The following is a 23195-nucleotide window of genomic DNA, read 5'->3' on the forward strand; positions in this document are numbered from 1 at the left end:
AGCCACGATGTCCACCACGCACCGAGCCATCGCCAGTCGCCCGACGCTCCTCCTCTCCATGGGCCCGGGCGTCGACAGCCACCTCCTCACCGACGACCACCGCGCGCGCCTCGCCGCGCTCACCCACACCGACCCGCACCTCGTCGCCCACGACCTGGCCGCGCCGGGCCCCCCGCTCGCGGAGGCCCTGGCCTCGGCCGAACTGCTCCTCACCTGCTGGGGCGCGCCCCCGCTGACCGCCGACGTCCTGGCCCGCGCCCCGCGCCTCAGGGCGGTCGTCCACGCGGCCGGTTCGGTGAAGCACCACATCACCGAGGCCTGTTGGGAGCGGGGACTCGCCGTCACGTCCACGGCCGCCGCCAACGCCCTGCCCGTCGCCGAGTACACGCTCGCCGCGATCCTCTTCGCGGGGAAGGGGGTCCTGCCCTCGGCCCAGTGGTACGGGGAGGGCCACCCGGGCGGCGCGTGGACGACCGAGTCTGCGGCATGGGGCAACTACCGCCGTACGGTCGGGCTCGTCGGCGCCTCCCGGATCGGCCGCCGGGTCGTGGAACTCCTGCGCCCCTTCGACTTCGAGGTGCTGCTCCACGACCCGTACGTGACGGCCGACGAGGCGCGCGAGCTCGGCGTGCGGCTCGTGGACCTGGACGACCTGTGCGCCCACAGCACGATCGTCTCGGTCCACGCGCCCCAGCTGCCGTCCACGTACCGGATGATCGGTCCCCGGCAGCTGGCCCTGATGCCGGACGGCGCGACCCTGATCAACACCTCGCGCGGCACCCTGGTCGACGAGCCGACACTGCTCCTCCACCTCACGGCCGGCCGCCTGCACGCGATCCTGGACGTCACCGACCCGGAGGTCCCGTCCCCCGACTCCCCCCTCTGGACGCTCCCGAACGTGCTGCTGACCCCGCACATGGCGGGCTCGCTCGGCAACGAACTGCACCGTATGGCGGACCAGGCGCTCGGGGAGGTGGAACGGTACGCACGGGGCGAGCCGTTCACCGATCCGGTACGCCCGTCAGACCTGACGCGCTCGGCGTAGGGCGTCCACGACGACGGGGACGGCACGGGGTTCGAGGCGCAGCACGGACGGCAGCACGTTCACGAGCGCCTCGTGCCGTAACAGCCGCGCCATCATCAGGCGCCCGCGCGCGGGCTCGACCCCGAGCGCGAGAGAGGCCCAGGAACGCAGTTCGTCCACGCTGGTGGGGTCGTCGGGCCTGCCGAAGCCGCGCGCGCACTCCGCCGCCCGGTCGTGCCGCCCCGCCGCCGTCAGGGCACGCACCAGGCTCCCGACGAGATGATCCCGCTTCGCCGGGTCGGTCGCGCCCCGGGCGAGCGTGCGGGCTCTGTCGTCCTCCCCCGCCTCGGCCAAGGCGGTCACGACGCGCGTCAGGTACCAGATCGGGGCGTCCTCCCAGGCGACGACGGCGGCGAGCATCGCGGCGCCCGCCTCCTCCTCGCCCACGGCGAAGGAGGCCGCGACGAGCTCGGGACGGCCCCGCACGACGGTCCCGCCTTCGTCGTCGCGCTCGCCATGGTCACCGCGCTCGCCTGCGCCGACGTCCCCGCCTTCGTCGTCGCCCCGTACAGCACCGCCGTCACCGCCCTCGTCGTCGCCCTCCTCGGCGTGCGAGCGTGCCCTCGCGAAGGCGTCGCGGGCCCGGGCGGGCTCATCGGCCCGCGCCCAGCCGACGGCGAGCCGGGCCCAGGCCCGCACGCGCTCGTCAGGCGTGGCCGCGGCGCGCGCGAACCGCTCGGCGTCGTCCAGGTGACCGGAGTCGGCCGCCAGGCAGGCCAGCACACACCACAGATCGACCCTGCCGGTCCGATGTGCCTCGGCCACGACCGCCTCGGCGCGGGTGAACTCCTCGGCCCACCAGAGCCGTTCGACGAGGGCCCGGCAGGCCATTCCCCCCATGATGTCCGCGTCCAGGCGCCGCATCAGCTCCGTCGCCCGGTCGAACTCGCCCGCCCATGCCAGCGCCCGGGCCGCGAGAGCGGCCTCGACCGGCCACAGGGGCGCGACGGGCGCGCCGTCCTCGGCGGCGCCGAGCCCGAGCTCCGCCTCGATGTGCCGCAGCAACGAACGCGCCTCGTCGCCGCACCCGACCTCCGCGAGACACCGGGCGGTCTCCAGGACGTCGAGGCTTCCTCCCGGTCGCGCGACACGCATCCTGGCCTCCACCTCGGCGACCACGGAAGCCGCCTCCCGCACCAGCCGTCGTTCGCCACCCGCCGCCACGACCGCCGCCACCACGCCTCGTACCAGGGCGTGCTGGACCGGATCCGTGGGGGCGACCGCGCAGGCCAGCGCCCGGGCGCGGGCGAAGTCGCCGGTCCGGGCGATCGACTCGACGAGCGGTTCCAGCAGGTGGTCGGGGAAGGCCTCGTCGGCCCGCTCACGCGCCAGGGCCTCCGCCCGGTCGAGCCGGCCGGTGTCCGCCAGCGCGGCGACCAGGACCGCGAGCGCCTCACTCCGGTGGCGTACGTCGTCCATGGCGCGCGCCAGTTCCTCGGCCAGGTCGTACCTGCCCCGGCCCGCCGCCCACCGGATCTCGGCCAGTGCCACGTTCGGATCCGCCGCGTGGGTCCGGGCCACGGCCCGGGCCCGCTCGTCCTCACCCATCGACGTCAGGAGGTCGAACACCTCGGCCGGGGTGTCGGAGGCAGCGACCGCCGCGTCCGCCCGTGCCAGGTGCGCCGCCGCCTCTCCACCGCGTCCGGCCCACGACAGCTCCAGCGCGACCCGAACGCGCACCAGGGCCTCCCCCGCCGGGCCCGCCGCGGTCGCCAGCCGTTCCACCCGTTCGGCGTCCCCGGCCCGCGCGCACTCCCCGGCCACGCCGGGCAGCGCGACGGCCCGGTCGGCCGGCTCCACGAGCCCGGTCGCCAGTCGCTCCGCACGGTCGAGGCGCCCGGCCCTCGCCCAGCCGATGCTCAGCTGCGCGAGGGCCACCTCCCACTCGTCGGCCCCGCTGTAGTCGGGCAGGTCCGCGAGCGCCTCCGCGTCCTCCCACACCCGCACGGCGTCCACCGGATCGCCCCGGTCGAGGTAGACGACGCCGATGTCCACCAGCGCGAGCGCGCGCCAGTCGAGGCTCGGGATGCTGTGCGCGAGCGCCTCGGCTCGGCGGTCCTGGCCGAGCGAGGCCCAGGCCCACGGCAGCGTCCCCTGCACATTGCCGTTCCGGCCTTCCAGCTCCTCCCGGCGGATGACCAGCCGGACGACGTCGACGAGGTCCGGGACGCCCGCGCGGACGCACGCCTCTTCCGTCATCCGTATCTCTTCGAACGCCAGGACGTCCCCGCCCGTCTCCTCCATCATCCGGTCGTGGCGGGCCTCGTCGAGCGCGCACGTCAGCATGCGGTCGAGGTCTCCGGCCGTCCGCAGCATCGAGACGTACCCCCGCAGCAGGTACTCCGGCGTCCCCTCCGGCCACCCCTTCGCCCGCCACTCCTCCGCCCAGGTGTGCAGCGTTCCCCGTCGGCGGTGCAGCTCCCGCTCCCCCAGCATCTCGCGCGCGTGGACCGCGAGTTCTTCGTGGGCGAGGATGTACGACTGTCCGACGAGGGCGAAGGTGCGGCCGGGGCCGGTGCGCAGCAGATCCTTCACGCGGTACGGGACTTCCCCGGTCAGCTCGGCCAGGTCGTCCGCCGTGAGGCCGCCGCCGGCCGCGGTGAGCAGGGCCAGGACGTCGCCCGCCGTGCCGGCCGACTCCAGGAGTCGCTTCAGCTCGCGCTCCGCCTCGGCACGGATCGCGCGGGCGTACGGGGAGGGCTCCAGGAGCCTGACGATCGCGGGGTCCTGGAGCGGGTGGCCGGGCGGGACGTCCGCCGGGAGCGGGGGGTTGAGGCGCCCCGAGACGATGACCGGGAGGTCGGTCGGCAGCAGGCTCGCGATCGAGTGCGCGTCCGGGCCCGTCGTGACGCCCCGGTCCTCGTCCAGGCCGTCGACCAGGAGGACCAGGCGTTCGCCCCGCCTGGCGCAGGCCCGGGCCGCCTCCCCGTAGAGGCGGAGCAGGTGGGCCTCGCGGGTGGCCGCGGTGAGCAGGGCCGGCAGGCCTTCGCCCGCCAGCTCGGCGAGCTGCTCCAGGACCACGTCCACGTACGCCACGGCGTCGTTCTGGGCGCCCAGCCGGGCCGTGATGAAGAAGGGCACGATACGGACGCCCTGGGGCGGATGGAGGGCGAACCAGGACAGCAGCGCCGTCTTGCCCGCCCAGGCCTCCGCGCGCCACCAGGCGTACGAGGGGCCGGAGCGCCCGGTGCAGAAGTCCGTCAGCGCGGCCAACTCCGCGTCCCGGCCGACCAGTTCCTCCGGGGCGAGCCTGCGGACCTGCTGCCCGTACGCCGAGCGGACCGGCGACGCCGTGACGACCTGGTTGTGGGAGCCGGTCACCACGATGCCCGCGTCGCCCCCCACGGCGACCGACTGCTTCCCCCGCGCCTGCTGCATGACCTCATGCTGTCAGGCGTCCGGGCCCAGGGAGTGTCCGGACAGTATGCGCGGCGAGCGTGCGTGCCGGGCGTCGCGAGCCAGGCCAGACTTTCCGGACACGACCTACGATGGAAGGGACCACCCGGTCCGGGAGGCACCATGACCTTCGTACAGATAATTGACTGCAAAACCAGTCGGTTCGACGATCTGAACCGGCTCATGGACAAGTGGGTCGATCAGACCCAGGGCAAGCGGACCGCCACGCACAGCGTCATCGGCAAGGACCGCTCCGACTCGTCCCACCTCGTGGAGATCGTGGAGTTCCCCTCCTACGAGGTCGCGATGACCAACTCGCAGCTTCCGGAGACGGATCGCATCTTCCGGGAGATGATCGCGCTCTGTGACGAGATGCCGACGTTCACGGACCTCGACATCGTCCGGGACGAGCAGCTGTACAAGAGCAACGCCCGTCGGCTCTTCGAGCTCATGACCGCCGAGGGCGAGCTGCCACCGCTCGACGAGGTGCTGGCCGAGGGGTACCACGACCACGATCCGACCAACGAGCAGGACGTCATCGGCATGGACGCGGTCCGCCGTGAGGCGGAGATGTGGCGCAACGGGTTCGACCTCGCCTTCACCGTCAACGACCAGATCGCCGAGGGCGACCGGGTCTGCACGCGGTGGACCTTGATCGCGACGCACAACGGCGACTTCATGGGGCTCCAGCCCACCGGCATGAAGGTGTCCATGACCGGCACGACCATCCACCAGTTCCGGCACGACGGGAAGATCACGGAGGGGTGGTGGCAGTACGACCTGCTCGGGCTCATGGGGCAGCTGGGCGCGGTGGAGGCGTAGGCCGCCCTGGGCGCCGCGCCGTGGAGGCCGTTGGCCCTGGCGGGGTGGAGCCCGTAGCCCCTGGGCGCGGTCGAGGTCGTAGCCCCTGGGCGCGGTCGAGGTCGTAGCCCTGGGCGCCGTGGAGGCCGTAGGTCCCGGCGTCACCAAACGCCGAGGTCCGGCGCCCCCAGCGGGGCACCGGACCTCAGTGAGCGGTTACGCGCGCGTCAGTGCGAGTGGCCGTGACCGTGGCCGTGGCCACCGTCCGCCGGCTCCTCTTCCTTCTTCTCCACCACGAGGGTCTCGGTGGTGAGGAGGAGGGAGGCGATCGAGGCGGCGTTCTCCAGCGCGGAGCGCGTCACCTTCACCGGGTCGATGACGCCGGCCTTGACCAGGTCGCCGTACTCGCCGGTGGCGGCGTTGAAGCCGTTGCCCTTGTCCAGCTCCGCCACCTTCGAGGTGATGACGTAGCCCTCGAGGCCGGCGTTCTCCGCGATCCAGCGCAGCGGCTCGACGGCGGCGCGGCGGACGACCGCGACACCCGTGGCCTCGTCGCCGGTCTTGCCGAGGTTGCCCTCGAGGACCTTGACGGCGTGGACCAGAGCGGAGCCACCACCGGAGACGATGCCCTCCTCGACCGCGGCGCGGGTCGCGGAGATGGCGTCCTCCAGACGGTGCTTCTTCTCCTTCAGCTCCACCTCGGTGGCGGCGCCGACCTTGATCACGCACACGCCGCCGGCCAGCTTCGCGAGGCGCTCCTGGAGCTTCTCGCGGTCCCAGTCGGAGTCGGTGGACTCGATCTCGGCCTTGATCTGGTTGACGCGGCCCGCGACGTCCTCGGACTTGCCGCCACCGTCGACGATGGTGGTGTCGTCCTTGGTGATCGTCACGCGGCGGGCGGTGCCCAGCACGTCCAGACCGGCCTGGTCGAGCTTGAGGCCGACCTCCTCGGCGATGACGGTGGCACCGGTGAGGGTGGCCATGTCGCCGAGCATCGCCTTGCGGCGGTCGCCGAAGCCCGGGGCCTTGACGGCCACGGCGTTGAAGGTGCCACGGATCTTGTTCACGACCAGGGTCGACAGGGCCTCACCCTCGACGTCCTCGGCGATGATCAGCAGCGGCTTGGAGGAGCCGGCCTGGATGACCTTCTCCAGGAGCGGCAGCAGGTCCTGGATCGAGGAGATCTTGCCCTGGTTGATCAGGATGTAGGGGTCGTCGAGGACGGCCTCCATACGCTCCTGGTCGGTCACCATGTACGGGGACAGGTAGCCCTTGTCGAAGGCCATGCCCTCGGTGAAGTCGAGCTCCAGACCGAAGGTGTTGGACTCCTCGACGGTGATGACACCGTCCTTGCCGACCTTGTCCATCGCCTCGGCGATGAGCTCGCCGACCTGCTGGTCCTGCGCGGAGAGCGCGGCCACGGCGGCGATGTCGGACTTGTCCTCGATCGGACGGGCGGTCGCGAGCAGCTCGTCGGAGACGGCCTTGACCGCGGCGTCGATGCCCTTCTTCAGGGCGGCCGGGGAGGCACCCGCGGCGACGTTCTTCAGGCCCTCGCGGACGAGCGCCTGGGCGAGCACGGTGGCGGTGGTGGTGCCGTCACCCGCGATGTCGTTGGTCTTGGTCGCCACCTCCTTCACCAGCTGGGCACCGAGGTTCTCGTACGGGTCCTCGATCTCGACCTCGCGGGCGATCGTGACACCGTCGTTGGTGATGGTGGGAGCGCCGAACTTCTTGTCGATGACGACGTTGCGACCCTTGGGGCCGATCGTCACCTTCACCGTGTCGGCAAGCTTGTTGACGCCGCGCTCAAGGGCGCGACGGGCGTCCTCGTCGAACTTCAGGATCTTCGCCATGGGAGCGATTCAGCCCTCTCGGATTTCGTGGTGAAACTGGTGAAACGAACTGCGCCCCGGACGCCCGGTGGGGGGTCAGGGGCGCAGCTCAAAGCATCCGCTTCAGGTACTTCGGTGAATTACTTCTCGATGATCGCGAGCACGTCGCGAGCCGAGAGGACGAGGAACTCCTCGCCGTTGTACTTCACCTCGGTGCCGCCGTACTTGCTGTACAGCACGACGTCGCCGACCTGGACGTCGAGCGGCAGGCGCTCGCCGTTCTCGAAGCGACCCGGGCCCACCGCGAGGACAGCACCCTCCTGGGGCTTCTCCTTCGCGGTGTCCGGGATGACCAGGCCAGAGGCGGTGGTCTGCTCGGCGTCGAGCGGCTGGACCACGATGCGGTCCTCGAGCGGCTTGATGGCAACCTTGGAGCTGGTGGTCGTCACGATCCGACCTCCCCCTTCGGAGATCTCACGGGGCTAACTGTCTGGGGTGGCGACCAGGTGGATCCGTCGTCGCGGGTGCCGGACCTGCCCGTCGCTGTGTTGGCACTCTCCAGTGGGGAGTGCCAGACCTGAGACTATGACCGCGATTAGCACTCGGTCAAGCGGAGTGCCAATTCAGTGCGGCGCGCCGCGGCGCGGGGGGCACGTCCCTACGGGAAACGGCACGTCGGACGGGATCGTTCCGCCCCTGTTCCCGCAGCTCTCCCAGCTCCCGCAGCTCCACCGCCGCCTTCCGTCCCAGGCGTTCGATCGGGTCCACCGACGTCGCGCACCCCGAGACCCCCAGGAGCGCGCCGGCCAGCGCGAGGCCGACCGCCGACCGGCGCGCGCCGGTCACACGTAGTCCTCGAGCTTCGCGACCGCGTACCCCTTGGCCGTGATCGTCTTCATCACCCGGCGGATCATGTCCGGCATCGAGCCCTTCCAGTCCTCCTTGCCCCGGAAGTGGGTGAGCACGATGTCGCCGGGGTGCAGGTCCCGGTCCCACTCCCGCCACTCCATCCGGTCCGGGAAAGCCTCCGAGGCCCACAGCGGAACCGCCTTCACCCCGCACGACGCGGCCGCGCGCAGCGTGTCCTCGTTGTAGTTGCCGTACGGCGGCCGGAAGAGCGGGGGACGCTTCCCGTACCGCTTCTCGATGACGTCCTGCATCCCGCAGATCTCGCGCTTCTGCGCGCTGTACGAGAGCCCGGGCAGATAGCGGTGGTTGAGAGTGTGGTTGTGCAGGGAGACGCCGGCGTCCTGCATCTTCTTGAAGTAGCCGTAGTCCTCCTTGACGAGGTAGTCGCTGAGGAAGGCGCTGTAGGGGATCCTCAGCTCGCTCATCATCCGGACCAGCTCCGGATCCTTCTCCGCGCCGTCGTCGATCGTCAGGAAGACGACCTTCTGCTTCGTCGGCACGGTGGTGAAGACCGGCGGCAGCCCCTCGCCGTCCGTCTCGAAGCCCTTGCGGGTGGTGATCTTCGGCTTCACCGCGGGCGGGGCCGGCGCCTCCAGCGGCGGCCGTTCCAGGCCCCACTTCCTGGCGGCGACGACCCGTGCGGCGCGGAGTTCGCGGACCTTCTCGACGTACGAGTCGAGCGCGGCGGCCGCGCCCTCGGGCCGCTGCCGGCCGGCGTCGGGGCGCGCGGGGCCCTTCTGCCCGGCCGCGGGCGCGCCCGCGGTGCCCTCCCCGTCGGCAGAGGGACCCGCGCAGGCGGATCCGAGCGCGGCGACGACCAGTGCGGCGCCCACCGAGCGACGGATGCGCGCCGCCACTCTCTTCGGGCGAATTTCGTCCTTTTGTCTTACTAGCTGCATGGCGCCGCATCCTGTCAGCGGAGCGCCCCGCACGGCCGGAGACACCGCCGCCCGGCGCCCACCATCCCCCGGCTGGCCCACAATGGGACGGGTGACCGACCTCGCCGCCTTCACCGCCCTGCTCGCCCCCGAGGGCCAGACGCTGCTCGCCGCCCTGCGCGACTACGACCCCGCCCAGGAACTGGCCGTCGCCTCCCGGCTGCGCCGCGAGCACCCCGCCGACCTGGTCTCGGCGGCCCTCGGGCAGGCCCGGCTGCGACAGCGCGCGGTGGCGAAGTTCGGCGCCGAGGACGCGTACCGGATGTACTTCACCCCGCACGGCGTCGAGCAGTCGACGCGCGCGACGGTCGGGGCGTACCGCGCACAACGCCTGCGCGCGCTCGGCGTGCGCCGGGTGGCCGACCTCTGCGGCGGGGTCGGCGGGGACGCCCTCGCGTTCGCCCGGGCCGGGATCGCGGTCCTGGCCGTGGACCGGGACCCGCTGACGGCGGAGGTCGCCCGCGCCAACGCCGAGGCCCTCGGGCTGACCGACCTGATCGAGGTGCGGTGCGCGGACGTGACCGAGATCGACACAAGCCCGTACGACGCCGTCTTCGTGGACCCGGCGCGGCGCGGCGGCCGGGGGCGCATCTTCGACCCCGAGGCGTACTCGCCGCCGCTCTCCTGGGCGGTCGAGGCCGCCCGCAAGGCCCCGCGCGCGGCGCTGAAGATCGCGCCCGGCATCCCGCACGAGGCGGTGCCGGCGGAGGCCGAGGCGGAGTGGATCTCGGACGGCGGCGACGTCAAGGAGGCCGTGCTGTGGTTCGGCACCTCCCCCGGCGAGCGGCGCGCCACCCTCCTGCCCGCCGGCGCGAGCCTCATCGGCCGCGACCTGCCCGACCCCGCCGTGCGCCCGGTCGGCCGCTACCTCTACGAACCGGACGGCGCGGTCATCCGCGCGCACCTGGTCGCCGAGGTGGCGGAGGAGCTGTCCGGGGGCCTGGTCGACGAGACCATCGCGTACGTCACGGCGGACGCCCTCGTCCCGACGCCGTTCGCCACGGCGTACGAGATCACCGACGAACTCCCCTTCAACCTCAAGAAGTTGAAGGCCCTGCTGCGCGAGCGGGAGGTCGGCACGCTGACGGTGAAGAAGCGCGGCTCCGCGGTCGAACCGGAGGAGATCCGCCGCCGGGTCAAGCCGAAGGGACCGAACGCGGCCACAGTCTTCCTGACCCGCGTCGCGGGCGCCCCGACGACGCTGATCGGCCACCCGGCGCGGTAGCCCACGGTGCTGGAGCCCCCGCCGCCATAACCGCCGGCGCTGTAGCCCTCGGCGTTACAACCGCCGCCGCTGTAGCCCCCCGTGTCGGCACTCCCGCCCCGTAGCGGCGGGGCCGTCGGCAGTCGGGCCGTCCGTTACGCCACGAGCCGCACCGCCAGCCGGTAATGGCCGACCGCCTTCACCACGCCGGTCAGGCCGCTGACCCACAGCCCGAGCGCGGCGCCCATGAAGTAGGTCACGAGGCCGTAGCCGCCGCGCCCCGGGCCGGTCGCCTCGGCGGGCGCGGCCAGGGAGAGCCACAGGCCGACCGCGCACAGCGCGAAGGAGACCAGCAGCCAGACGACGCTCAGGACGGGCCTGCGCAGCCGGGCGTCGGCCGCGCGGTCGGCGTCCACGGCGGCCCACAGCGTCAGCCGCTCCCGCGCCTCGCGGTCCCGACGCACGCCCCGGGCGAGGAAGAAGACGGCGGGGACGACGGCGCCCAGGCCAAGGGCCACGAAGAAGCACGCGAACAGGCCCGAGATGGGGTCGAGCGACTCGTCGAGCATGATGAACCCGGAGCCGCACAGCCCCCAGCCCAGTTGGAGGGTCGCCACCCACACCAGGAAGACCGACAGCCGTGCGCCGCCCAGCAGACGGCGGTTGAGCTCGGCCATCGCCCGCGCCCGGTCGGCCAGTCGGGCCTCCCGGTCGGGCCAGCTCCGTATCTCGACCGGCGGTGGGGGTGGGGGCAGCGGTGCGCGTGACGACATACGGCCGAGACTACCGAGCCCCGACTCCCCTCCTCCTCCGCCTCACCCGCCCGCCTCTTCCGCCCGCCCGCGCAGCAGTTCGCGCTCCCGTTCGTTGCGGGTCAGGGCCGCCGCGCGCGCGAACTCCGCGCGGGCCTCCTCCGTACGGCCGAGGCGCCGCAGCAGGTCGCCCCGGACGCTCGGCAGCAAGTGGTAGCCGGACAGGGCCGGTTCCTCGGTCAGGGCGTCGACGAGGGCCAGGGCGGCCGCCGGGCCCTCGGACATGGAGACGGCCACCGCCCGGTTCAACTCGACCACCGGGGAGGGCGCGACGACCGCGAGGCGCCCGTACAGCGCGGCGATCGTCCGCCAGTCCGTCTCCTCGTACGTGCCCGCCTTCGCGTGGCAGGCGGCGATGGCGGCCTGGAGGGCGTACGGACCGTACGTCACGCCCTCGCCCGCCCGTCCCAGCGCGTCGAAGCCGCGCCGGATGAGCCGCCGGTCCCAGCGGCCGCGGTCCTGGTCGGCGATCAGCACCGGCCGCCCGTCCGGACCGGTGCGCGCCGCCGTCCGGGAGGCCTGGATCTCCAAGAGGGCGGCGAGCCCGTGGACTTCGCCCTCCTTCGGCATCAGCCCTTCGAGCACCCGGGCCAGCCGCAGCGCGTCCTCGCAGAGCGCCGGGCGCAGCAGGTCGTCGCCCGCCGTCGCCGCGTACCCCTCGTTGAAGACGAGGTAGATGACGTCCAGGACCGAGCCGAGCCGGGCCGCCCGCTCCTGCCCGTACGGCACCTCGAACTCCACGCCCGCCTTCGCCAGCGTCCGCTTCGCCCGGACGATCCGCTGCGCGACCGTCGCCTCCGGCACGAGGAAGGCGCGGGCGATCTCGTCCGTGCGCAGCCCGCCGACCAGGCGCAGGGTGAGCGCGGTCCGCGCCTCGGCGGAGAGCACCGGGTGGCAGGCGGTGAAGATCAGCCGCAGCAGATCGTCGTCGATGTCACCGGGCCCGGACGGCTCGGGGTCGTACGAGGACTCCGGCACCTCACGCCCGACCTCGGCCAGCTTGCGCGCGTACGTCTCCCGGCGCCGTACGAGATCCACGGCGCGGTTCTTCGCGGCGGCCGTCAGCCAGGCCCCCGGCCGGTCGGGTACGCCGGTTCTCGGCCACTGCTCCAGGGCCGCGACGAAGGCGTCCTGGGCGATCTCCTCGGCGATGCCGACGTCACGGACGATCCGCGCGACGGCGGCGATGATCCGCGGCGACTCCATCCGGAAGACGGTCTCGACGGCGCCGGGGGCGGGTGCGGTCATGGATCAACCATGACACCACCCGCCCCGGCCGCGTCACATCTCTTCGATCTCGCGGACCTCGCAGGTCACCTTCCACTGCGGCGGGTGGATCTCCAGGAACCGCTTCCCCCACTCGACGGCCTCGGCCAGGTCCTTGCACTGGGTGATCGAGTAGCCGCCGACGACCTCCTTGGTCTCGGTGAACGGGCCGTCGGTGTAGGAGATCGTGCCGCGCTCCCACACGACACGCTTGCCCTCCTCGGTCGGCTTGAGTCCGGCCGTCTCCAGCATCACGCCGGCCTTGGTGATCTCCTCGAAGAGCGCGCCCATGCGCTCGTCGAAGCCGGCGTCGGCCTCCTCCATCTCGAAGGCGCCCTCCTCGATGCGGATCATCGTCAGGTAGCGGGGCATCGTCGTTCTCCTTGCGTGGCGGGCGGGGTCGTTCCCCGCCTCTCACTCATACGTCGAACGGGGTCGCCCCGCATCGACACCACGAGGAGAGAAGTTCTCAGACGTAGTCCTCCAGGCGGGCCACCGTGAAGCCCTGCGCCTGGATGTGGCGGAGCATGTTCGCCGTCATCCGGGTCATCGACGTGCCCTTGAGCTCGGCCGGGCCGCGGAAGTGGGCCAGGATGATGTCGCCCGGGTGCAGCTTCCTGTCCCCGCGCTGGTACCGCATGTTCTTGATCTGCATCGACTCGCGCCACAGCACGATCGCGTCCACGCCGCACTCGGCGGCGGCCGCGCGGGTGTCCTCGTTCCAGTTGCCGTAGGGCGGCCGGAAGAGCCGGGGGGTGGTCCCGTACTCCTCCGCCAGCTTCCGCTGCTGGCCGCAGATCTCCTGGCGCTGGGCGGACCGGCCGAGGGTGCGGAGGTTCGGGTGGGTGAGGGTGTGGTTGGCGACGCCGTTGCCGAGGGCGGTGAGCGGCTTGAAGTAGCCGTAGTCGGCGCGTATGGCGGAGTCGGTGAGGAACATCGTCACCGGGACGTTCAGCTCCTCCATCATCCGAACGAACGCGGGGTCCTTCTCGGCCCCGTCGTCGATCGTGATGAAGACGACCCTGTCCTGGGTGGGTATCTCGCTGATGACCGGCACGGGCCCGCCCGGCTTCCGCGTGACCGGCTTGGTCCTCGGCGGGGCGGGCGGCGCGGCGAAGGGCTTCAGGCCCCACTTCCGGTACGCGGCGGCGGCCTCGGCGGACCCACCGGGGCGCTCGGCGGACCCACCGGGGCGCTCGTCCGGCGCGCCACCACCGGGGCGCTCGGCGGACCCGCCGGGGGCCTTGTCCTCGGCGGCGGCGGGCGGGGGCGAGGCGGCCGGTCTCGCGGGAGCGGTCCCGGAGTCCGCCCCCGCCGTGCCGCCGCACCCCGAGACGAGGAGGGCGGCGGCGGTCAGCGCCGCCCAGGTCACGATCTTCTTGTCCACACCGAGAGTCACGCCGTGGATGATGCGACCGGACGGCCGCGGGTTGCCTCAGTCCACGGACTCGAAGCGCCAGCGGTGCACCGGGCGGGTGACCAGGTCCGCCGCCGGCTCGGGCAGCTCCGGCAGCTCGGCGTCGAACGGCTCCGTCTCCCACCAGGTGAGGACGAGGACCCGGTCCTGCGGCGCGCGGAAGGCCTCGCGGCGCAGCGGCTCCACGGCGAGCTCCTGCGCCCGCGCCCACTCCAGGAGTTCGGCGCCCCGGCCCTGGACGGCCCGGGCCTCCCACATCAGCGCGATCCTCATGAGTAGAGGTTCTCCTTGCTGACCTCGTGGACGTGGTCGTGGGAGTGACCGTGACCGTGGTCGTGGTTGCCCGGCACGTGCGGGTCGGTCACCGGCAGCGAGGAGTCCGCCGACAGCTCCCAGTCGGAGGCCGGCCGGTTACGGGCGACCATCTCCGCGCCCAGGGCCGCCACCATCGCGCCGTTGTCCGTGCACAGGCCGGGCCGGGGCACCCGCAGCCGGATCCCGGCCCGCTCGCACCGCTCCTGGGCGAGCGCCCGCAGCCGCGAGTTGGCCGCGACCCCGCCGCCGATCATCAGGTGGTCGACGCCCTCGTCCTTGCAGGCCCGGACGGCCTTACGGGTGAGCACGTCGACGACGGCCTCCTGGAAGGACGCCGCCACGTCCCGTACCGGCACCTCCTCGCCCGCCGCCCGCTTGGCCTCGATCCAGCGGGCGACCGCCGTCTTCAGCCCGGAGAAGGAGAAGTCGTACGCGGGGTCCTTCGCGCCGGACAGGCCGCGCGGGAAGGCGATCGCCTTCGGGTCGCCCTCCCGGGCGAGCCGGTCGATGACCGGGCCGCCGGGAAAGCCGAGGTCGAGCACCCGGGCGATCTTGTCGAAGGCCTCGCCCGCAGCGTCGTCGATGGTCGCGCCCATCGGCCGGACGTCGGCGGTGATGTCCGGGGCGAGGAGCAGCGAGGAGTGCCCGCCGGAGACGAGCAGCGCCATCGTGGGCTCGGGCAGCGGGCCGTGCTCCAGCTGGTCGACGCAGATGTGCGAGGCGAGGTGGTTCACGCCGTACAGCGGCTTGCCCAGGGCGTACGCGTACGCCTTCGCGGCCGAGACGCCGACGAGCAGCGCTCCGGCGAGGCCGGGGCCGGCGGTCACGGCGATGCCGTCGAGGTCGCGGGCGGAGACCCCGGCCTCCTTCAGGGCGCGCTCGATGGTCGGGACCATCGCCTCCAGGTGCGCGCGGGAGGCGATCTCGGGCACGACGCCGCCGAAGCGGGCGTGGGTGTCGACGCTGGAGGCGATGGCGTCGGCGAGCAGCGTCGTCCCTCGGACGATGCCGACCCCGGTCTCGTCGCAGGAGGTCTCGATGCCGAGTACGAGCGGTTCGTCAGCAGCCATCGGAATCAGTCTCTGTTTCAGTTTCGGTCTCGGTTGCTTGGACGGTCAGACGCATCACGAGCGCGTCGACGTTGCCCGGCTGGTAGTAGCCGCGCCGGAAGCCGATCGGCTCGAAGCCGAAGCGCTCGTAGAGCTTCTGGGCGCGGGTGTTGTCCACCCGTACCTCGAGGAGCACCTCGTCGCATTCGAACGCGGTGGCGTGCTGGAGCAGGTCGGTGAGGAGCCGGGCGCCGAGCCCGGTGCCCCACTGCTCACGGACGACGGCGATCGTCTGGACGTCGCCGAGGCCACCGGCGGCGGCGAGTCCGGCATAGCCGACGAGCTTGCCCTCGGCCTCCGCGACGACGTACCTGCGGGTGGCGCGCGGGCCCCTGGCGTGGGCCAGCTCGGACCAGAACATCCCTTCGGACCAGGCGTCCTCGGGGAACAGCTCGTGTTCGAGCACGAGCACCGGCTCGATGTCCCACCAGCGCATCTCGCGCAGGGTCGCGGCGGTGGTCGCGGGGACGGCGGCGGTCACGTGGGCGTGACCACCTTGTAGTTCTTCGGCACCTGCGCGTCGGGGCGGCGCAGGTACATCGGCAGCGGGTCGAGGAAGCCCGGGTCGCCGGCGCCGGACGCGCTCGCCGCGAGCCGCTCCGCCGCGAGTGCCGCCAGCGCGGCCGCCGACTGGTGCTCGGGGTCGCGGGCGTCCGGGAAGACCTCGGGGTACAGGCGGGCACCGGCGCCGACGACGGGGAGCCCGGCGACCTGGTCGGCGATCTCGGCCGGCCGGTCGACGGCGGCGTCGGTGACGCGCGTACGCGCGTCGTCGTACCGCGCCCAGTACACCTCCTTGCGGCGCGCGTCCGTCGCGACGACGAACGGCTCCTCGATCCCGGAGGCGTGGGCGAGTCCGTCCAGGGTGCACAGGCCGTGCACGGGCACGCCGAGGGCGGAGGCGAAGGTGGCGGCGGTGACGAGCCCGACGCGCAGTCCGGTGTACGGCCCCGGGCCGACGCCGACGACGATGCCGGTGACCGCGTCGAGCTTCAGCCCGGCCTCCGTGAGGACCCGGTCGACGGCGGGCAGCAGCAGCTCCCCGTGGCGGCGGGCGTCGATCTGCCGCGACTCGGCGACGACGGAGTCGCCGTCGTGGAGGGCGACGGTGACGGCGGGTGTGGCGGTATCCATGGCGAGCAAGAGCACGCAAACAGCCTACGGCTCCCGGCCGGTCCGCACGGCGCCCCGTCCCGGTCGCCGGCGACTGCTACCGTCACGTCGAACAGGTATGGGGGTACTTCCCGGGCCGAGGGCTCCGGGGGCGAGAGGTGGGCAGCAGGGTGGCACGGAGCAGCTCGGGATTCGTGGCCGGGCTCACGGCGGCGGCGATCGCCGCGGTCGCCTTCCTCGCCTACCAGGCGTCGGCGAACGCTCCGGCGGACGTGTCGGCCAAGCCGAAGGCCCCGACCACGGCGCCGTCGGCGGCCGCGACCGGCGGCCCCAAGAAGCCCGTCAAGGACCCGCTCGCGGTGCCGGCGGACTCGGGCACCGGGGCGCGCGTCGTGTACGCGCTCGGCGAGCGCCGGGTGTGGCTGGTGGACACGAAGGGCCAGGCCACGCACACCTTCTCGGTCGTGCCGAGCACGGTCCATCCGGCCCCGGGGGCGTACAAGGTGACGTCCCGCTCGGGCACGGTCACCGGCTCGGACGGCGTGCGGATCGAGCACGTGGTGCGGTTCACGACCGAGCAGGACGTCTCGATCGGCTTCAGCGCGGCGGTCGACGGCACGCTGCCGACGCCGGACCCGGAGCGGAAGACGGGCGGCATCCGGATGAAGCGCGCCGACGGCAACGCGATGTGGACCTTCGCGTCGATCGGCGCGAAGGTCGTCGTCGTCGCGTAGGCCGTCGGGGCGCGCGGAGGTCGTCGACGCGTGGGCCCGCCGTCGCGTAGGCCGTCGGGGCGCGCGGAGGTCGTCGACGCGTGGGCCCGCCGTCGCGTAGGCCGTCGGGGCGCGCGGAGGTCGTCGACGCGTAGCGCTCAAGCCCCGCGCGCGCTCCGGCATGACCCGTACGGGTTACGCCGCCTCGCGCCCGATCTCCGGCCCGTCCCCGGTCTCGTCCGCTTCCGGGGTGGGCTCGGGCGTGCGCGGGGGTCTCGACACCGCCTCGGCCGCGGCGCAGGACGCCAGCAGCTCGCTCATCGACATCCGCGCTTCCGCGTGCTCACGCTCCGGCGTCGCCATGCATGCCTCCCGTAGGTTAGGTACACCTAACCAGCTCGTGCATCCATGTCACCACGGCACGTACGACCGACGCAACATCTTCCCGACACCTTGTCGGAACCTACGTACGTTCAGCTCAGCGCGAGGTTCTCGGTGGCCCACCGCGCGCCGATCCCGCGCAGCACGACCGTGCGCCGGTCGTCGTCCGTGTCGCCGACGACCCGGTGGATCAGGACGTGCAACCGGTCGTCCGTGAGGTCCTCGACCTTGCCGTCGCCCCACTCCACGACCACCACCGACTCGGGCAGCGAGACGTCCAGGTCGAGGTCCTCCATCTCGTCGAGGCCGCCGCCCAGGCGGTACGCGTCGACGTGGACCAGGGCGGGACCGCCGACCAGGGACGGGTGGACGCGGGCGATCACGAAGGTCGGGGAGGTGACGGCACCGCGCACCCCGAGGCCCTCGCCGAGGCCCCGGGTGAGCGTCGTCTTCCCGGCGCCGAGCTCGCCGGTGAGCATGACGAGGTCGCCGGGGCGGAGCATGGTGGCCAGCCGGCGCCCGATCTCCCGCATCTCCTCGGGGGAGTCGACGTCAAGGGTGGCAGTGGAGTGCGCTTCTTCCATACGGCCAACCTAACTGCTGCCGGCCCCCGCCTTGGCCGCCTCCGTCGCGGGCACCGCGCCGACCTTCACGAGCAGGTCGGCGAGCCGGTCCGTCACGGCTTCGGGGTGCTCCAGCATCACCAGGTGCCCGGCGTCGGGCACGATGACCAGCTCCGCGTCCGGCAGCAGGTCGGCGATGGCCTCGGTGTGGGAGCTGGGGGTGACCAGGTCGCGGTCGCCGGCGAGGGCGAGCACCGGGACCTCGCGGAAGACCTCCAGCGCGGCCGCCTTGTCGTGCTCGGCGAAGGCCGGGTAGAACTCCGCCACCACGTCGATCGGGGTGGCCTCGATCATCCGCTCCGCGAACCGGGCGACGGCCGGATCCACGTCCCGCGACGAGAACGAGTACTTCTTGATCAGCCCGGCGAACAGGTCGGCCGTGGCCCTGCGGCCCCGCTCGACGAGCTCCGCCTGCGCGCCGAGCGCCTTGAGGACCCCCGGCAGGACCCGCCGCACCACGTTGACCCCGGCGGTGGGCAGCCCGTAGTTGACCTCGCCCAGCTTCCCCGCCGACGTACCGACGAAGGCGACGCCGACGACCCGTTCGCGGATCAGCTCCGGGTAGCGGTCGGCGAGGGCCATGATCGTCATGCCGCCCATCGAGTGCCCCACCAGGACCAGCGGCCCGTCGGGCGCGGCCGCGTCGATGACGGCCTTCAGATCGCGGCCCAGCTGGTCGATGGCCACGGGAACGCCGTCCGGACCGGACTGGGCGAGGCCCCGCTCGGAGCGTCCGTGGCTGCGCTGGTCCCAGTAGACGGTACGGATCAGGCCGCGCAGCGCCGCCCGCTGGAAGTGCCAGGAGTCCTGGCCCAGGCAGTAGCCGTGGCTGAAGACGACGGTGACGGGCGCGGGCGCCTTGCGGCCGAAGAGCCTGCGACGGCGGGGCGCCGGGGCGTCCGACTCGACCTCGTCGACCTCGTAGTACAGCGCCGTGCCGTCGTCGGCGGGCGCCTTCCCGGGCGCGCCGCGCAGGGAGCCGTAGGGCGCGGAGGCGTCGAGGGCGAGCCGCGCCTTCTGCCGCATGCCGCGCCCGACGGTCAGCCGCTCGACGGCCATGCCCGCCGCCGCGCCGGCGGCCAGGACGCCTATCGCGGCACCGGCGAGCCCGGCACGCCGCCAGTTGTCGGTGCTGGCCTCGCTCACTGCCACTCCCCTGCCCTGCCCCGCCGGATCGTGTCGTCCGGTCGGTCGCCTTGTCCGGTCGGTCGGTCGCCTTGTCCGGTCGGTCGGTCGCCTTGCCGGTCGTCGGTCGCCTTCTTCGGTCCGTTCAGGTGCTACCCGTCCACATAGACGCGCGGAACGCGCGCGCCGATGCGGGTGACGATCTCGTACGCGATGGTGTCGGCGGCGTCGGCCCAGTCCTGGGCGGTCGGCTCGCCCCGGTCGCCGGGCCCGAAGAGCAGCGCCTCGGCGCCGGGCTCGACGGCGTCGGTGCCGAGGTCGACGACGAACTGGTCCATGGCGACCCGCCCGGCCACCCGCCGGATCCGGTCGCCGACCAGGACCGGTCCGCGGCCGGAGGCGTGGCGCGGGATGCCGTCGGCGTACCCGAGCGGGACGAGCCCGAGGTGGGTCTCGCCCTCGGTGATGTAGTGGTGGCCGTAACTGACCCCGTGGCCGCCCGGCACCTGCTTGACCAGCGCGACGCTGCCGAGCAGGGACATCACGGGACGCAGCCCGAAGTCGGCGGGGGTGCCGATCTCGGGACTGGGCGACACGCCGTACATCGCGATGCCGGGCCGGACCAGGTCGAAGTGGGTCTCGGGAAGGGTGAGCGTGGCCGGGGAGTTGGCGATGTGCCGGACCTCGGGCTCGACGCCGGCCTTCTCGGCGTAGGCGAGCATCGTGCGGAACACGTCGAGCTGGGAGGCGATGGAGGGGTGCCCGGGCTCGTCGGCGCAGGCGAAGTGCGACCAGAGTCCGGTGACGGTGAGGAGCCCGTCCTTCTGGGCCCTGAGGGCCTCGCCGACGAGTTCGGGCCAGTCGGCGGGCTGGCAGCCGTTGCGCCCGAGCCCGGTGTCGGCCTTGAGCTGGACACGCGCGGCCCGCCCGGTGCTCCGGGCGGCGGCGACGACCTCTTCGAGCGCCCACATCCCGCTCACGGTCATGTCGAGCCCGGCCTCGATGCCCTCGGCCCAGGGGTCGCCCGGGGTCCAGAGCCAGCACAGGATCCGCGCGTCCGTGATCCCGGCGGCGCGCAGCGCGAGCGCCTCGTGGGGCGTGGCGGTGCCGAGCCAGTCGGCGCCCGCGTCGAGCGCGGCCCGGGCACAGCGGACGGCGCCGTGGCCGTACGCGTCGGCCTTGACCACGGCCATCAGCTGGACGTGGGGCGCGACGCGGGCACGCAGCGTGCGGACGTTCGCACGCAGCGCACCGAGGTCGATCTCGGCGCGGGCTCTGCGGGGCGGCGGTGTCTCAGTCATCGCGCCCAGTCTCTCAGGTGTCAGCGTTCGGGCCGCTTACCTCAGATGTAGACCCGGTCACCCTTGCGCAACACGCCCCAGAGCCTCTTGGCGTCGGCGTGGCTCAGATTGACGCAACCACGGCTGCCGGTGGGCGTGGCGAGCTGACCGTAGACGGCGTGGAAGGCCTGTCCGCCGTCGAAGAACTGGGAGTAGGGCATGGGGGTGTTGTAGAGGGTGGACCAGTGGTCCTTGTTGCGCAGGTAGACCTTCTTCCAGCCGGTACGGGTGCGATATCCGGGCCGCCCGCTGCGGATGTTGACCACCGCGAAGGTGACCTTCTTCCCCTTCTGCACCCACATGAGCTCGCGGTCGAGGTCGACACAGGCGACCGTGGAGGACGTGACCGGGCACTTCCCGGCGGCGTTGGGGTTCTTGCGGGCGGCGAGCAGCTCGGCGCGGGCCCAGGTGACGGGACCGGCGTAGCCCTTGGCGGGCTTGATCTTCTCCTTGACCTGGAAGGCGCGGATGGCCTTGCAGTCGGCGGTGGACTGCCTGCCGTCGACCTTGAGCTTCAGCAGCCGCTCGACGCGGCGCTGGTGGGGCCCGGCCTGCGCGGTGCAGGCGGCGGCGAGCGCGCTGCGGGGCAGGTACTCGACCAGTTCGTCGACCTCCCCCTCGGGCTCGGGTACGGGCACGACGCCGCCGCTGCCGTCCTGCGGTACGGGCGGCAGCACCTGGTCGGGGGTGTCCATCGGATACTCCGGCACCCTCGCCCCTTCGACCCCGGGGACGAGGGGCTCACCGGGCGCGGCGCCGGGCTCGGCGGGATCGCCGGGGGCGGCGGGGTCACCGGGATCGCCGGGCTCGGCGGGGGCGTCCGACTCGGCGGGGGCGCCCGGCTCGCCCGGGGCGGGTGGCGCGGGGTCGGCGGGAGCGGGGGCGGCGGCCGGGTGGGCGGAGGCCGAGTAGGCGGGGGCCGGCGCGAGGGCGGTCGCGGCGACGAGCAGCAGGGTCACGGCACGGGAGGGCGCGTTCCATCTGGTCACCCCTTCAGCCAACCCGCCCCCACCGCACCCCGCCCGCCCAACCCCACGCCTGGTCCAACGGGTTCGCCCGACCGGGGGCCGACGTGGGGAGGGCCAGGCACGAAGCCGCCGCACCCGAGTTCGCCCGACCGGGGGTCGACGTCGGGAGGGCCAGGCACGAAGCCGCCGCACCCGAGTTCGCCCGGCCGGGGGGCGACGTGGGGAGGGGCAGGCGCGAAGCCGCCGCGCCGCCGCGCCGTGTGGCGGGGTCACCCACGCCGGGCGGAGCTAGCCCGACGTGACGTCCCGCCAGGCCGCCGGGAGGGCGTCCGCCACGTCGCCCGCCGTGATCGGGGCGCCGCCCGACGCGCGGCGGGCGGCCAGGCCGTGGAGGTAGGCGGCGGCCGAGGCCCCGTCCGACGCCCGCAGGCCCGTCGCCAGCAGCGAGCCCGCGAGACCGGAGAGCACGTCCCCGCTGCCCGCCGTCGCCAGCCACGACGTGCCCGTCGGGTTCACCCGTACCGGGCCCGAGGCCTCCGCCACCAGCGTCGTCGAACCCTTGAGCAGGACCGTCGCCCCGAAGCGCCCCGCCAACTCCCGTACCGCCGCGAGCCGCTCCGCCTCCACCGACTCGCGCGAGACGCCCAGCAGCGCCGCCGCCTCACCCGCGTGCGGGGTCAGCAGGGTCGGTGCCCGGCGCTCCCGTACCAGCGCCGCGTCCAGCTCGCGCAGCCCGTCCGCGTCCACCAGGACCGGTACGTCCGAGGCGAGGACCTCCGCGACCGCCGAGCGCTCGTCGCCGAGGCCCGGACCGACCACCCACGCCTGCACCCGCCCCGCCTTCGCGGGCGGACCCGCGTGCACCAGCGTCTCCGGGTGCCGCGCGATCACCGCGTCCCCGGCCGGCCCCACGTACCGCACCGCGCCCGCCCCGCCCCACAGCGCGCCCGTCACCGCGAGCACCGCCGCGCCCGGGTAGCGCGCGGAACCGGCGACCACCCCGACGACACCCCGCCGGTACTTGTCGCTCTCCGCGCCCGGCACCGGCAACATCCGCGCGACGTCCTCGTGTTGCAGCGCCTCGATGTCCGGCACCGACGGCAGGACCTCGCCGAGGCCGATGTCCACGAGCCGCAGCGCCCCCGCGTACTCGCGCGCCGGGTCGATCAGCAGCCCCGGCTTGTACGTCCCGAAGGTCACCGTCGCGTCCGCCCGCAGCGCCTCCCCCGCGACCTGCCCGGTGTCCGCGTCCACGCCGCTCGGCAGGTCGACGGCGACCACGACCGCGTCCGAACCGCGCGCCGCCCGCGCGACCGGGACCGCGTCCGGCCGCAGTCCGCCCTGACCGCCGATGCCGGTGATCCCGTCGAGGACGAGATCGGCCGCCGCGAGTACGTCGAAGGGGTCCTCCACCACCCGCCCGCCGGCGGCGAGCAGCGCGGCCAGCCCGCCCTCGTGGGCCTTCTCGCCGAGGAGCACGGCGCTCACGCCCACCCCGCGCCGCGCGAGCCGCACCCCCGCGTAGAGGGCGTCGCCCCCGTTGTCCCCGCTGCCGACGAGCAGGACGACCCGCGCGCCGTACACATGTCCCCGCCCGAGGAGGGAGAGGCAGGCGGCGGCGAGCCCCGCCGCCGCCCGTTGCATGAGCGCCCCCTCGGGCAGCGTTGCCATCAGCTCGGCCTCGGCGGCCCGTACGGTCTCCACGGTGTAAGCGGTACGCATGTCCCGCAGTCTGCCGCACCCCGCACGCCTCCGGCGTGCGTTACCGCCACCCACCGCCCCGCCACCACGCCACCACGCCACCACGCCACCACGCCACGAACGGACTCCGCCACTCCCCGCCCCC

The 23195-nt window shown here is 73.5% G+C and carries 22 protein-coding genes; 4 read left to right on the forward strand and 18 right to left on the reverse strand.

Going from position 1 to position 23195, the window contains the following annotated elements:
- The first annotated feature begins 7 nt into the window (after positions 1-7).
- Entirely contained in the window at positions 8-1045 is a 1038-nt protein-coding gene (locus tag ACIPPS_RS04955; RefSeq protein ID WP_401426902.1) for a hydroxyacid dehydrogenase, read from the forward strand.
- Here the strand turns inward: ACIPPS_RS04955 and ACIPPS_RS04960 are convergent.
- Positions 1022-4462, reverse strand: coding sequence for a hypothetical protein (locus tag ACIPPS_RS04960; protein ID WP_401426904.1), 3441 nt, complete (start codon positions 4460-4462; stop codon positions 1022-1024). The two genes, ACIPPS_RS04955 and ACIPPS_RS04960, sit on opposite strands and share 24 nt — an antisense overlap.
- Positions 4463-4603: 141 nt before the next feature.
- Here ACIPPS_RS04960 and ACIPPS_RS04965 point away from each other — a divergent pair, with 141 nt between their 5' ends.
- Positions 4604-5302 carry an ester cyclase gene (locus ACIPPS_RS04965; RefSeq protein WP_401426907.1) on the forward strand — a complete coding sequence of 233 codons (699 nt, stop codon included), beginning with the start codon at positions 4604-4606 and terminating at the stop codon, positions 5300-5302.
- 206 nt (positions 5303-5508) lie between these two features.
- On the opposite strand, the gene groL is transcribed toward ACIPPS_RS04965, so the two are convergent.
- From groL to ACIPPS_RS04980, 3 genes are all read right to left on the reverse strand, one after another.
- Complete coding sequence (gene groL / locus ACIPPS_RS04970; RefSeq protein ID WP_401426909.1) at positions 5509-7137, reverse strand: chaperonin GroEL; 1629 nt, start codon at positions 7135-7137, stop codon at positions 5509-5511.
- A gap of 119 nt (positions 7138-7256) precedes the next feature.
- Complete coding sequence (groES, locus tag ACIPPS_RS04975) at positions 7257-7565, reverse strand: co-chaperone GroES (protein WP_024756677.1); 309 nt, start codon at positions 7563-7565, stop codon at positions 7257-7259.
- 393 nt (positions 7566-7958) lie between these two features.
- Complete coding sequence (locus ACIPPS_RS04980) at positions 7959-8924, reverse strand: polysaccharide deacetylase family protein (protein ID WP_401426912.1); 966 nt, start codon at positions 8922-8924, stop codon at positions 7959-7961.
- An 82-nt stretch (positions 8925-9006) separates the two neighbouring features.
- Here ACIPPS_RS04980 and ACIPPS_RS04985 point away from each other — a divergent pair, with 82 nt between their 5' ends.
- The gene (locus ACIPPS_RS04985) at positions 9007-10188 is read left to right on the forward strand and encodes an SAM-dependent methyltransferase (RefSeq protein ID WP_401426914.1); all 1182 of its coding nucleotides are present in this window, start codon (positions 9007-9009) and stop codon (positions 10186-10188) included.
- Between the two features lie 134 nt (positions 10189-10322).
- Here the strand turns inward: ACIPPS_RS04985 and ACIPPS_RS04990 are convergent, their stop codons facing one another.
- The 8 genes from ACIPPS_RS04990 to tsaB form a co-directional block, all read right to left on the reverse strand.
- On the reverse strand, positions 10323-10940 hold the full coding sequence (locus ACIPPS_RS04990) for a hypothetical protein (RefSeq protein WP_401426916.1): 618 nt from the start codon (positions 10938-10940) through the stop codon (positions 10323-10325).
- Positions 10941-10982: 42 nt separating this feature from the next.
- Positions 10983-12227 (reverse strand): RNA polymerase sigma factor, encoded by a 1245-nt coding sequence (locus tag ACIPPS_RS04995; protein WP_401426918.1) that lies wholly within the window; start codon positions 12225-12227, stop codon positions 10983-10985.
- A gap of 33 nt (positions 12228-12260) precedes the next feature.
- Complete coding sequence (locus tag ACIPPS_RS05000) at positions 12261-12617, reverse strand: YciI family protein (protein WP_401426920.1); 357 nt, start codon at positions 12615-12617, stop codon at positions 12261-12263.
- A gap of 97 nt (positions 12618-12714) precedes the next feature.
- Positions 12715-13644 carry a polysaccharide deacetylase family protein gene (locus tag ACIPPS_RS05005; protein ID WP_401426922.1) on the reverse strand — a complete coding sequence of 310 codons (930 nt, stop codon included), beginning with the start codon at positions 13642-13644 and terminating at the stop codon, positions 12715-12717.
- A 36-nt stretch (positions 13645-13680) separates the two neighbouring features.
- Entirely contained in the window at positions 13681-13935 is a 255-nt protein-coding gene (locus ACIPPS_RS05010) for a hypothetical protein (protein WP_401426925.1), read from the reverse strand.
- Positions 13932-15047, reverse strand: a complete 1116-nt coding sequence (gene tsaD / locus ACIPPS_RS05015) for a tRNA (adenosine(37)-N6)-threonylcarbamoyltransferase complex transferase subunit TsaD (RefSeq protein ID WP_401426927.1) — start codon at positions 15045-15047, stop codon at positions 13932-13934. Before tsaD ends, ACIPPS_RS05010 begins: the two co-directional genes overlap by 4 nt.
- Positions 15037-15522: a ribosomal protein S18-alanine N-acetyltransferase gene (rimI, locus tag ACIPPS_RS05020; RefSeq protein ID WP_401427226.1), complete on the reverse strand. Its 486-nt coding sequence runs from the start codon at positions 15520-15522 to the stop codon at positions 15037-15039. Before rimI ends, tsaD begins: the two co-directional genes overlap by 11 nt.
- A 41-nt stretch (positions 15523-15563) precedes the next feature.
- On the reverse strand, positions 15564-16235 hold the full coding sequence (gene tsaB / locus ACIPPS_RS05025) for a tRNA (adenosine(37)-N6)-threonylcarbamoyltransferase complex dimerization subunit type 1 TsaB (RefSeq protein ID WP_401426929.1): 672 nt from the start codon (positions 16233-16235) through the stop codon (positions 15564-15566).
- 134 nt (positions 16236-16369) lie between these two features.
- Between tsaB and ACIPPS_RS05030 the strand changes: the two genes are divergently transcribed.
- Complete coding sequence (locus ACIPPS_RS05030; RefSeq protein WP_401426932.1) at positions 16370-16933, forward strand: hypothetical protein; 564 nt, start codon at positions 16370-16372, stop codon at positions 16931-16933.
- Positions 16934-17107: 174 nt separating this feature from the next.
- On the opposite strand, the gene ACIPPS_RS05035 is transcribed toward ACIPPS_RS05030, so the two are convergent.
- The 6 genes from ACIPPS_RS05035 to ACIPPS_RS05060 all read right to left on the reverse strand — a co-directional run bounded on the left by ACIPPS_RS05035 (position 17108) and on the right by ACIPPS_RS05060 (position 23071).
- On the reverse strand, positions 17108-17275 hold the full coding sequence (locus tag ACIPPS_RS05035; RefSeq protein ID WP_401426934.1) for a hypothetical protein: 168 nt from the start codon (positions 17273-17275) through the stop codon (positions 17108-17110).
- Between the two features lie 110 nt (positions 17276-17385).
- Complete coding sequence (gene tsaE / locus ACIPPS_RS05040; protein ID WP_401426937.1) at positions 17386-17877, reverse strand: tRNA (adenosine(37)-N6)-threonylcarbamoyltransferase complex ATPase subunit type 1 TsaE; 492 nt, start codon at positions 17875-17877, stop codon at positions 17386-17388.
- A 9-nt stretch (positions 17878-17886) separates the two neighbouring features.
- A complete protein-coding gene (locus ACIPPS_RS05045) occupies positions 17887-19068 on the reverse strand; it encodes an alpha/beta fold hydrolase (protein WP_401426939.1) in 1182 nt (393 codons plus the stop codon).
- Between the two features lie 125 nt (positions 19069-19193).
- Positions 19194-20342, reverse strand: a complete 1149-nt coding sequence (alr, locus tag ACIPPS_RS05050; RefSeq protein WP_401426941.1) for an alanine racemase — start codon at positions 20340-20342, stop codon at positions 19194-19196.
- Between the two features lie 41 nt (positions 20343-20383).
- Positions 20384-21370, reverse strand: coding sequence for a L,D-transpeptidase family protein (locus ACIPPS_RS05055; protein WP_401426943.1), 987 nt, complete (start codon positions 21368-21370; stop codon positions 20384-20386).
- Positions 21371-21637: 267 nt separating this feature from the next.
- Positions 21638-23071 (reverse strand): NAD(P)H-hydrate dehydratase, encoded by a 1434-nt coding sequence (locus ACIPPS_RS05060; protein ID WP_401426946.1) that lies wholly within the window; start codon positions 23069-23071, stop codon positions 21638-21640.
- Positions 23072-23195: the final 124 nt, after the last annotated feature.

It is taken from the genome of Streptomyces sp. NPDC090127 (genome assembly GCF_044746945.1).
Lineage (GTDB): Bacteria > Actinomycetota > Actinomycetes > Streptomycetales > Streptomycetaceae > Streptomyces.